This is a genomic window from Caulobacter sp. P4_E5 (assembly GCF_056401555.1).
Genome location: NZ_JBFUJD010000127.1, coordinates 1 through 10,908, shown reverse-complemented (window position 1 = coordinate 10,908; position 10,908 = coordinate 1). Strand labels below are relative to the sequence as shown.

At 66.4% G+C, this 10,908-nt stretch carries 8 protein-coding genes and 1 tRNA gene; 3 read left to right on the top strand and 6 right to left on the bottom strand.

Translation table 11 applies throughout. The annotated features are described in order from the left end of the window. Positions 1 to 156: 156 nt before the first annotated feature. The 4 genes from AC1DSO_RS23855 to AC1DSO_RS23840 all read right to left on the bottom strand — a co-directional run bounded on the left by AC1DSO_RS23855 (position 157) and on the right by AC1DSO_RS23840 (position 5,931). On the bottom strand, positions 157 to 2,976 hold the full coding sequence (locus AC1DSO_RS23855; RefSeq protein WP_477071174.1) for a valine--tRNA ligase: 2,820 nt from the start codon (positions 2,974 to 2,976) through the stop codon (positions 157 to 159). 126 nt (positions 2,977 to 3,102) lie between these two features. Continuing rightward, positions 3,103 to 3,642 carry a pole-organizing protein PopZ gene (gene popZ / locus AC1DSO_RS23850; protein ID WP_477071173.1) on the bottom strand — a complete coding sequence of 180 codons (540 nt, stop codon included), beginning with the start codon at positions 3,640 to 3,642 and terminating at the stop codon, positions 3,103 to 3,105. A 129-nt stretch (positions 3,643 to 3,771) separates the two neighbouring features. Then, on the bottom strand, positions 3,772 to 5,235 hold the full coding sequence (locus AC1DSO_RS23845) for a TolC family outer membrane protein (RefSeq protein ID WP_477071176.1): 1,464 nt from the start codon (positions 5,233 to 5,235) through the stop codon (positions 3,772 to 3,774). A 123-nt stretch (positions 5,236 to 5,358) separates the two neighbouring features. After that, positions 5,359 to 5,931 carry a protein-L-isoaspartate O-methyltransferase family protein gene (locus AC1DSO_RS23840; RefSeq protein ID WP_477071172.1) on the bottom strand — a complete coding sequence of 191 codons (573 nt, stop codon included), beginning with the start codon at positions 5,929 to 5,931 and terminating at the stop codon, positions 5,359 to 5,361. Between the two features lie 295 nt (positions 5,932 to 6,226). On the opposite strand from AC1DSO_RS23840, the gene AC1DSO_RS23835 reads away from it, so the two are divergent. From AC1DSO_RS23835 to AC1DSO_RS23825, 3 genes are all read left to right on the top strand, one after another. Continuing rightward, positions 6,227 to 6,403 carry a hypothetical protein gene (locus AC1DSO_RS23835; RefSeq protein ID WP_477071171.1) on the top strand — a complete coding sequence of 59 codons (177 nt, stop codon included), beginning with the start codon at positions 6,227 to 6,229 and terminating at the stop codon, positions 6,401 to 6,403. 98 nt (positions 6,404 to 6,501) lie between these two features. Further along, positions 6,502 to 7,575, top strand: coding sequence for a glycosyltransferase family 4 protein (locus AC1DSO_RS23830; protein WP_477071170.1), 1,074 nt, complete (start codon positions 6,502 to 6,504; stop codon positions 7,573 to 7,575). A gap of 15 nt (positions 7,576 to 7,590) precedes the next feature. After that, the gene (locus AC1DSO_RS23825; RefSeq protein WP_477071169.1) at positions 7,591 to 9,753 is read left to right on the top strand and encodes an amylo-alpha-1,6-glucosidase; all 2,163 of its coding nucleotides are present in this window, start codon (positions 7,591 to 7,593) and stop codon (positions 9,751 to 9,753) included. Between the two features lie 107 nt (positions 9,754 to 9,860). On the opposite strand, the gene AC1DSO_RS23820 is transcribed toward AC1DSO_RS23825, so the two are convergent. Both AC1DSO_RS23820 and AC1DSO_RS23815 read right to left on the bottom strand, forming a co-directional pair. Next, positions 9,861 to 9,935, bottom strand: a tRNA-Asn gene (locus AC1DSO_RS23820). A 219-nt stretch (positions 9,936 to 10,154) separates the two neighbouring features. Then, positions 10,155 to 10,859 carry a glutathione S-transferase N-terminal domain-containing protein gene (locus tag AC1DSO_RS23815; RefSeq protein ID WP_477071175.1) on the bottom strand — a complete coding sequence of 235 codons (705 nt, stop codon included), beginning with the start codon at positions 10,857 to 10,859 and terminating at the stop codon, positions 10,155 to 10,157. Between the last annotated feature and the right edge of the window lie 49 nt (positions 10,860 to 10,908).

Below are 10,908 nucleotides of genomic sequence, written 5' to 3'. Positions count from 1 at the left end.
GTTGTTGATTTCGTTGGGTTCGGTTTCGCGAACGCCGGGGATACAGCCCGCTCAATCCCCGTAGTCGCCCCATGAACCCCTCTCTCCATGAGAGAGGGATTTTGGTGGGCGTCCTCGCTCGCGTGAGAAATCCGTCTCCCCGCGGGCAAGTGACCCCTACCCCACCGCTTCCAGCCGGCTCAGCGCCGCCTCGAGCTTGGTCTTGGCGGCTTCGGCCTCGGCCAGGCGTTCGCGGTTCTCCTCGACGACCTCTTCCTTGGCGCGAGCCAGGAAGTCGGGGTTGCCGAGCTTCTTGTTGGTCTTCTCGATCTCGCCGACGTGGCCGGCGATCTCCTTGGTCAGGCGGGCCTTCTCCGCCGCCAGGTCGATGAAGTCGGCGATCGCCAGGGCGCCGGTCGCCTCGCCCATCACGATCGGGACCGAACCCGTCGGAGAGGTCTCGGCCTCGCGGACGCTGTCCAGGCGCGCCAGGGACAGCAGCAGATCGCGGTGACGCGCCAGGCGGGCCTTGGTCTCCGCGCCCGCGCCGACGACGCTAAGCGCCGGCTTGGCCGACGGCGGCACGTTCATCTCGGCGCGGATCGAACGGATCTCGCCGACCGTCTCGACCAGCCAGCCGATCTCGGCCTCGGCCTCGGCGTCGATCCAGGCTTCCGGCAGCTCCGGCCACTTCGCCGAGATCAGCATGCTGTCGCGGGCCGGGCCGAACTCGGCGGTCTTGTCCCACAGCTCCTCGGTGATGAACGGCATCACCGGGTGCAGCAGCTTCAGGATCACGTCCAGCGCCCAGGCGGCGGTGGCGCGGGTCTCGGCCTTGGCCGCCGCGTCATCGCCGTTCAGGACCGGCTTGGCCAGTTCCAGGTACCAGTCGCAGAACACGTTCCAGACGAAGCGGTACAGGGCGTTGGCCGCCTCGTCGAACGACGGCGCCTCCAGGGCCCTGGTGACCTCGGCGACGGTCTTGACCGTTTCGCCGCGGATCCACTTGTTGATCGGCTGCTCGACCGTCGCCGGGTCGAAACCCTCGACGCGAACGCACTCGTTCATCTGGGCGAAGCGCGAGGCGTTCCACAGCTTGGTGCCGAAGTTGCGGTAGCCCTCGATGCGCTGCTTGCTGAGCTTGATGTCGCGCGCCTGGCCCGACATCGCCGTCATGGTGAAGCGCACCGCATCGCAGCCCAGTTCGTCGATCAGGATCAGCGGATCCATCACGTTGCCCTTGGACTTGCTCATCTTGGCGCCCTTCTCGTCACGGACGAGGGCGTTGATGAACACCTGCTTGAACGGGACTTCGCCCATGAAGTGGATGCCCATCATCATCATCCGGGCGACCCAGAAGAAGATGATGTCGAAGCCGGTGACGAGCGTGCTGGTCGGATAGAACCGCGCCACGTCCGGGGTCTTTTCCGGCCAGCCCAGGGTCGAGAACGGCCACAGGGCCGAGCTGAACCAGGTGTCGAGGACGTCCTCGTCGCGCGCCAGCGTGACGTCGGCGCCGAACTGGGCGCGCGCCGCCGCATAGGCTTCGTCTTCCGTCTCCTCGACAAAGATCGAGCCATCCGGACCGAACCAGGCCGGAATGCGGTGACCCCACCAGAGCTGGCGCGAGACGCACCAGGGCTCGATGTTGCGCAGCCATTCGAAATAGGTCTTTTCCCAGTGCCTGGGCTCGAAGACGGTGTCGCCGTTCTCGACGGCCTTCAAGGCCGGCTGGGCAAGGGTCTTGGCGTCGACGTACCACTGGTCGGTCAGGAACGGCTCGATGACCACGCCCGAGCGGTCGCCGTGCGGGACCATGTGACGGGTCTTCTCGATCTCCTTCAGCCAGCCCTCTTCCTCGGCGCGGGCGACGATGGCCTTGCGCGCGACGAAGCGGTCAAGACCTCGCAGTTCCTCAGGAATGGCATCGATGACGGCCGCATCAACCAGACCTGCATCGTCGTCGGCCAGTTGGACACCATTCACGACGGGCTTTTTGCCGAAGGTGAAATCGTCCAGCGCTGACGACTTAATCTTGGCTTCCTGCGTCATGATGCTGATTGCAGGTAAGCCGTGACGCTTGCCGACGCCGAAGTCGTTGAAGTCGTGGGCCGGGGTGATCTTCACCGCGCCCGAGCCCTTGGTCGGGTCGGCGTAGTCGTCGGCGACGATCGGGATACGACGGCCGACGATCGGCAGGGTCACGAACTTGCCGACCAGCCCCTTGTAGCGCTCGTCGTCGGGGTGAACGGCGACGCCGGTGTCGCCCAGCATGGTCTCCGGACGGGTCGTGGCCACGACGATGTAGTCGCGGGTCTCGAACTCGGTCGGCTTGCCCGCGTCATCGAAGGCGATCGGGTGCTGGTAAGTGACGCCGTCGGCCAGCGGATAGGCGAAGTGCCAATAGGCGCCGTCGACCTCCTTCTGCTCGACCTCGAGGTCGGAGATGGCGGTCTGGAACTGCGGGTCCCAGTTGACCAGGCGCTTGTCGCGATACAGCAGGTTCTGCTTGTACAGCTGGACGAACACCTTGCGGACGGCGGCCGACAGCCCCTCGTCCAGCGTGAAGCGCTCGCGCGACCAGTCGCAGCTGGCGCCCAGGCGGCGCAGCTGGTTGGTGATGGCCCCGCCGCTCTCGGCCTTCCATTCCCAGACCTTGTCGACGAAGGCTTCCCGGCCCAGGTCGCGGCGGCCGATATTGCCGGCGGCGGCCAGCTGGCGCTCGACGACCATCTGGGTGGCGATGCCCGCGTGATCGGTGCCCGGCAGCCACAGGGCGGCCTTGCCGCGCATGCGGTGGAAGCGGGTCAGCACGTCCTGCAGCGTATTGTTCAGCGCGTGGCCGATGTGCAGCGAGCCCGTCACGTTCGGCGGCGGGATCACGATGACGAACGGTTCGGCGTTCGGATCCTCGCTCGGCTTGAAGGCCCCGGAGGCCTCCCAGGCGGCGTACAGGCGGGGTTCGACGGATTTGGGATCGAAGGTCTTATCGAGCATGGCGGAGCGGATATGCCATCTGCGGCTCCGACGCGAAACCGCCGGGCCTTGGTTTTCTGGAGGAATTCGCAATGAAAAAGGCGGCCGCCGGAGCGACCGCCTCGATTTTCCGTTGATCTGGAAGGTTTAGTTGCCGCGACCGCGGGCGATGCGGTGGACTTCTTCCTCGACCTTGGTCTCGACGATGCGCGGCAGGTTCTGGTCCAGCCACTCCTTGAGCAGCGGGCGCAGCAGCTCGCGTACGACGTCTTCCAGGGTGCGGCCGTCCTTGGGCATCAGCAGGGCCGAGCTCAAGCTACCGAAGGCGCTGGCGGCGGCCGAAGCGGCGGTGTGGCCCACCAGGTTGTCCGCCACTTCGTCGCGATCGAAGATCGGCGTCGGCGCGGTGTAGGCCGGCTCGGGCTCAGGCGCCGGCGGCGAATAGACGTCGATGTCGCCGACGCTTTCCAGCGGCGGCAGATCGGGTTCCGGCTCCGGCTCAGGCGCGATCGGATCGGTCAGCTCAAGGACGTCGTCCTCGAGCGCCTCGGGTTCGGGCTCGGGTTCGGGCGGCGGCGGGGCCGCCTCGGCCGCAGGCTCCGCTGGCGCGTCATCMTCCGAGATGATGCGCYGGATGGAGGCGAGGATCTCCTCCATCGTCGGTTCTTGAGAGCTCTGATCGGACATGTGTGGGGCCGTCGTAAAGAGATACGAATCCTTGCGCGCCCTAGGACGCGCTTCGTCGCGATGGTGCAGACTTGCGCGTGTTAAGCAAGCGCAAGTCGACGCCTGGGCGGAATCGACGCGGCGCGGGGCCTACTTGGACCCGCCCTTGGGCGCGGTCGAGGGCGCGCCCAGCTTGTCGATCGCCTGGACCACCGGCTCCCACGGCACCCAGCCCACGCTGTGCGTCACGCGGTCGTAGGAGGTCTTGGGATCGTAGGCGGTCGTGGTCGACGACAGCTTGTTGACGTCCAGCTGACCCATGGCCTGCAGCACCACGGCGCTGGCGACGTACTCGTCGCGGCGGGCGGCGACCAGGGCCAGTTCGGCGTTCGACAGTTCCAGCTGGGCGTTCAGCACGTCCAGAGTCGTGCGCAAGCCGACCTGCTGCTCCTGGCGAACACCCTCGAAGGCGATGCGGGTGGCGCGGACCTGTTCTTCGTTCGAGACCAGGCCAGCGCGCGAGGCCAACAGGTTGCTCCAGGCGTTGGAGACCTGTTGGATCGCCGTGCGCTTGGCGCCTTCGGTGGCGCTGCGGGCGGCGTTCTCACGCTCATTGGCGGTGCGGACCTGCGAGGTCGTCAGGCCGCCGGTGAAGATCGGGACCGAGGCCGTGATCGCGCCGGCCAGGGTGCGGTCGTAGTCGTCGAACTGGCTGCCGACGCCCGAACGCTTGTCGGCGGCGTAGCCCAGCGAGGCGCGGGCCGAGACGGTCGGACGGTAGCCGGCCTTGGCCACGGCGACGCGGGCCGCGGCGGCCTGCTCGTTGTACTTGGCCGAGGTCACGCCCGGATTGGTGGTCTGGGCGGCTTCGAACGCTTGGTCGACCGTCGCGGGCAGCAGGCCCGCCAGGGTCGGTTCCGGCGCGAGCTCGCCCGGCGTCTGGCCGACCACGGCGGCGTAGCCGGCGCGGCTGACTTCCAACTGGGCCTGCGAGGCCGACAGGCCGGCCTTGGCGGCGGCCAGGCGGGCTTGCGACTGGGCGACGTCGGTGCGGGTGATCTCGCCCACGTCGAAGCGGGCGTTGGATTCGTCCAGCTGGCGTTGCAACACCGCGACGTTTTCCTTGGCGATGCGCAGCCGTTCCTGGTCACGACGGACGTCGACATAGGCCTGGACGACGTTGACCAGAACGCTCTGCTCGACCGAGCGCAGACCCTCGCGGGCCGACAACACGTCGGCCTCGGCGGCGCTCAGATTGGCGCTGGCCCGGCCGCCCGTATAGAGCGGTTGGCTGATCGAGACCGTGGCGCTGCTGCCCGAGGCCTTGATGTCGGCGCCGCTGGAGGGGCTGGTGTTCGAGCCGGTGATGTCCACCTCGCCGCCGACCGTGGGGCGGAAGCCCGTCTTGGCCTGGACCACGCCCTCGTCGGTGATGCGGGCGCTGGCGCGCTGTTGTTGCAGCGTCGGATTGGTTTGGTAGGCCAGGGCGATCGCGTCGGCCAGGGTTTCGGCCTGCGCTGTCGAGAAGGCGGCGGCGGAAAGCACGCTGGCCATCAGGCCCGCGCTGCAAGCGGCGGCCAGCAATCCGGCCCGTCGACGGTTCGACATCAAGATTCTATCCCCAATCACGCGAAGCTCGCGCCTGCCACAATATGATCGCGTGTAAGTCGGACCGCCAGACGTCGCCAGTTAAGCTTTTTTCACGCGGACGTTGCGGAGCCCCCGAACGGCCGGTGATCAGAAGCTAAACCCGACCTCCGCCTCGAAGCCGGCCAGCATGGGCGGCGAAGCGTCGAAGGCTTGGCGTCGGCCGACACCGTCGTCGCTACGCAGATAGATCGCCGCGCGCCCCACCGGGCCGGTGCGCTCGACAACGCCCAAGCGACCGCCGACAGCCAAGGCGTCCTGCCAAGCCTTCGGCGCGATCGCCACGGCGCCTTCGCAGATGATCACGTCGTACGAACCGGCCGGAACGGCCTTCAGATCGTCGCCTTCCAGGCGGGTGACCGACAGGCCCATCGTCTCCAGAACGGCCGCGGCATAGGGAGCCGCGATGGCCAGGGCTTTCTCGCCCTCGCGCGGCTTCAGGACCTGGAGCAGCTTGCCTACCTCGCGCGGACGCAGCAGCCAGCGACCCGGCGCATATTCGATATCGGCGTCGGCATAGGCCAAATAGGCCTTCGAGGCCGGGACCACGCTCTCGCGCGCCACCACCCGCAAGGCGTCCTGCAGCGGCAGGTCAGTAACGTCGGCGGTGCGAATTTGGCTCTCGACCATGTTCAGCCGCGCGGCGGCGAAGTCGGTGCTCATGGAATCCCTCGAAGGATTGGAACTTTCGAGCAGGCTTATAGGTCCGCCGCTCGCCGAAACGCAATGCGATCCCAGGCCACGCCGGCCCGAGAAGGGGCGCCGCGAAGCCTTAAAAGCGTCATCAACTCATAGCCGCATGCCAAAAAAGACCAAAAGCCCGGCGAATAGACAAACGGGGAGCACTGTCACGTAACGTCGATTGATCGGGACAGGCTTATGGTGAATATGCGGCTATCGTCGGCAAGCTGGCGATGGGGGAGGAAGCCAAAATCAGTAGGCTTCGTGGGGAACTGCCATGCATAGCGCGGGAGTGGTGATCGCCGGTGCGATCGGCGTCTTGGTGCTGATCTATTTCATGCCCTGGCTCGATGGACGGGTGCGCCGCATGTACGGCCGCTGGCGTCGGAAACAGCGTGATCAGCGCGAGGAACGCGAGCGCCAGGAACGTATGCGCCGCACCTCGTCACAATAAGGCCGTAAAAAGGCGTCTCGCGGAACCAATCGCGGAGGACGGAACTGATCAGAAGCGGACCCGCGCCGCGTTCCAGTCCATTCGTCCAAGGTCCGTTCATGAAGATCGCCCAGGTTACACCCCTCTATGAGGCTGTTCCTCCGCGCCTCTACGGCGGCACGGAGCGCGTCGTCGCGCACCTGACCGACGCCCTCGTCGACCTCGGCCACGACGTCACCCTGTTCGCCAGCGCCGAAGCGCAAACCAAGGCCCGGCTGATCGCCGTCCGCGATCAAGCCATTCGCCTGGATCCCGCGCCACTGAAGTCTGATCTGGCTGCTCACCTCACCCAGCTCGCCGAGGTGCGGGCCCTAGCCGACGCGTTCGACGTCGTCCACTTCCACACCGACATGGTGCAGTTCCCATTCTTCGCCGACCGCGCGAAGCGGACCTTGACCACATTGCATGGTCGCCTGGACCTGAAGGACTTGCCCGGCGTCTACAAGCGCTGGCCGCAGTTCCCGCTGGTCTCGATCAGCGACGACCAGCGCCGCCCCCTGCCCTTCGCCAACTGGGCGGGTACGGTCCACCATGGCATGAACGCCGATCTCTATGCCTTCTCGAACAAGAGCGAGGGTTACCTGGCCTTCCTCGGCCGCATCTCGCCCGAGAAGCGGCCGGACCGGGCGATCATGCTGGCCAAGCGTCTGGGCAAGCGCCTGAAGATCGCCGCCAAGGTCGATCCCGCCGATCAGGCCTATTTCGAGGACAGGATCGAACCGATGATGCTGGGCGATCCGATGATCGAGTTCGTCGGCGAGATCGGCGATCACGAGAAGTCGGCGTTCCTGGGCGGCGCGGATGCGCTGCTGTTTCCGATCGACTGGCCCGAACCCTTCGGCCTGGTGATGATCGAGGCCATGGCCTGCGGTACGCCGGTGGTGGCCTATCGGTGCGGCTCGGTGCCCGAGGTCATCGACCATGGCCTGACCGGCTTCATCGTCGACAATGACGAACAGGCCGCCAAAGCCGTGCTTCGCGTCGAAACCTTGGATCGAAACCGCGTCCGCGCGCGTTTCGAGGAGCGGTTCTCGTCCGAGGCGATGGCCCGCCGATACGTCGCGCTCTATGAGCGGCTTTGCGACGGCGCGGCCGTCTACCCGTCCTTGGTCGATTTCGCGGCAAGCGCATGACTTGAAGGAGGGGCCATGGAGAATCTCGCACCGGCGCTGGACGCACCGGTCGACTATGGTGTGACGGCCGAGGTCCGTGCGCCGCAGAATCTCTTCGCCCTCAAAGACAAGGACACCTTCATCGTCGCCGACCAGTTCGGCGACATCGCCGGCCAAGGCGACGGGCTGTTCCACAACGACACCCGCATCCTGTCGTTCTACCGCCTCAGCCTGGGCGGACACGCGCCGTCGCTGCTGTCGGCGGCGGTGGGGCACGACAACGTCTTCTTCACCTGCAACAGCACCAACCAGGCCCTGCCCTATCCCGGGGGGCCGATGGGGCCGCCGGGTGTGCTGCACATCGAGCGGAAGCGCTTCTTGTGGGGCGAGCGGCTGTACGAGCGGATCCGCTGTGTGAACTACAGCCGCGACACCGTACTGCTGCCTATGACCGTGGAGTTCGACGCCGACTTCAAGGACATGTTCGAGGTGCGCGGTACGCACCGCGCCAAGCGCGGCGTCAAGGGCCCGCCCCATCTCGACGGCCGACGCGTGGCCTACACCTATGTCGGCCTGGACGGCGTGGAGCGGTCCTCGTTCATCACCTTCTCGGACGCGCCTTTCCGCCTCGGGCCACACAAGGCCGAGTTCATGTTCTCCCTTCACGCCGAGGGCGAGACCGAGCTCTATATCGAAATCGGCATCACCGACGGCCATACACCCAGCCGAGAACGCTTCCGCGACGCCGCCGCTCGAGCGCGCTGGGACATGCGCTCGCGCCGGCGCCATGGCGCGCGGATGAACAGCTCGGGCCGCCTGTTCAACGAGTGGCTGGGCAAGTCGCGATCGGACCTGGCCCTACTCACGACGCAGATGGAGACCGGCCCCTATCCCTATGCCGGCATCCCGTGGTTCTCGACCGCCTTCGGGCGCGACGCGATCATCACCGCCTGGCAGATCCTGTGGTTCGAGCCGTCGCTGGCCAAGGGCGTCCTGCGCTACCTCGCCGCCCATCAGGCCCAGGAGCGCTCGGCCTTCCGTGACAGCGCCCCGGGCAAGATCATGCACGAGACCCGCAAGGGCGAAATGCCGGCTCTGGGCGAGGTGCCGTTCGGCCGCTACTACGGCGGGGTCGACACAACGCCCCTGTTCGTGGCCCTGGCCGGCGCCTATCAGGCGCGAACCGGCGACGACAAACTGATCGACGAGCTGTGGCCGGCGCTCGAACAGGCCATGCACTGGATCGAGCACGATGGCGACAGCGACGGCGACGGCCTGATCGACTACGCCCGCGGCCAGGACAGCGGCCTGTCCAACCAGGGTTGGAAGGACAGCGAGGACTCGGTCTTCCACGCCGACGGCCGCTATCCATCCGGCCCGATCGCTCTGGTCGAGGTCCAGGGTTATGCGTTCGCCGCCTATCGGGGCATGGCCCGCCTGGCCGAGCGCCGAGGCGGGATCGGTCAGGCCGCGATCTGGCGCCAGAAGGCCGACACCTTGCGCGAGAAGGTCGAGAAGCTGTTCTGGATGGAGGAGCAAGGCTTCTACGGCATCGCCATCGACGGCCAGGGGAAACTGTGCCGGGTGCTGGCGTCCAATCCCGGCCACCTCCTGTTCTGCGGCCTCCCCTCGCCCGAGCGCGCTCGCAAGGTCAGCGATCAATTGCTGTCGCCTGGCTTCAACTCCGGTTGGGGCGTGCGGACGCTGGCGACCGGCGAGGCGCGATTCAACCCGATCAGCTATCATAACGGCTCGGTCTGGCCGCACGACACGGCCCTGTGCGTGATGGGTCTATCGCGCTACGGCGAACGCGACGGCGTGGTGAAGCTGACGGCGGACCTGTTCGAGACGGCCAGTCGGATGGGCATGCGCCTGCCCGAACTGTTCTGCGGCTTCCCCCGTTCGCCCGGCGAGCCGCCGGTGGCCTATCCGGTCGCCTGCCTGCCCCAGGCCTGGGCGGCCGGCTCGGTGTTCATGATGCTGCAGGCCTGCCTGGGCATCACGATCGACGCAGATCGGGGCGAGATCGTGCTGGTCGATCCCCGCCTGCCGATCGGCATCGACAGGCTGCGCGTCGAGCGTCTGAGGGTGGGCGCCGAGGCCGTCGATCTGATCTTCGAACGCCATGGGGACCGCGTGGCGGTTCGCGCCGAAGGCGACGTACCGCTGATCATTCGCTCGCAACCGCCCTGGGACTAGAGGCGCGCCGCGGCACGCGCCAATCAGCTTCAAACGTTTTTGATGAGATCTTTGGCGCTTCTAGACTTCCGAAACAGGACGTCGAAGCGCGAGGATCTAAAGGCGAGTGGCTCCGCGGGTAGGATTCGAACCTACGACCAGCCGGTTAACAGCCGGCTGCTCTACCACTGAGCTACCGCGGAACAGGTGCTCTYTAGAAGAGGCCGSGTGATAGCCGCCTCACCGCGGCGATGCAAGCGCCGAATTTTTAAAAAAACAGCCCGGCTTGCGGCCGGGCTGTGGAAAGTCAGTGATGGTGGTGCGCCTTCAAAGAAGACGCCCTGAAAATCGGGCCCTTATGGTTAATTGAACCTTAATTTCAGCCATCGCGGCCAAAAGGTCGCAGGCGTCGCGGCCTGCCCTCAGGGACGTTTGGGGATCTCGAGGCCGCGCTGCACGGCGGGCCGGGCTAGGCCTGCCTCCAGCCAACGGGGCACGTGCTTCAGGGCCGCCCAATCGACCAAGTCGCCCGCGCCGTAGAAGCCGACCAGATTGCGCACCCATCCCAGGGTGGCGATGTCGGCGATGGTGTAGTCGTCGCCCATGATCCAGGCGCGGTCGGCGAGCCGGCCTTCCAATACGCCCAGCAGGCGCTTGGATTCGGCGACGTAGCGATCGCGCGGCCGCTTGTCCTCGTAGTCCTTGCCCGCGAACTTGTGGAAGAAGCCGACCTGGCCGAACATCGGGCCGATGGCGGCCATCTGGAAGAACACCCACTGCAGGGTCTCGTAGCGCGCCGCTGGATCGGTCGGCAGGAACTGGCCGCTCTTCTCGGCCAGATAGACCAGGATCGCGCCCGACTCGAACAGACCCAGCGGTTTTCCGCCTGGACCATTGGGATCGATGATCGCGGGGATCTTGCCGTTCGGGTTCAGCGACAGGAATTCCGGGCCCCAGGTCTCGTCCTTGCCGATGTCGATCGTATGCGGCTCGTAMGGCAGGCCSGTCTCCTCCAGCATGATCGAGACCTTCACCCCGTTGGGCGTCGGCAGCGAATAGAGCTGGATCTCGTCCTTGCCGATGTCGATCGTATGCGGCTCGTACGGCAGGCCCGTCTCCTCCAGCATGATCGAGACCTTCACCCCGTTGGGCGTCGGCAGCGAATAGAGCTGGATC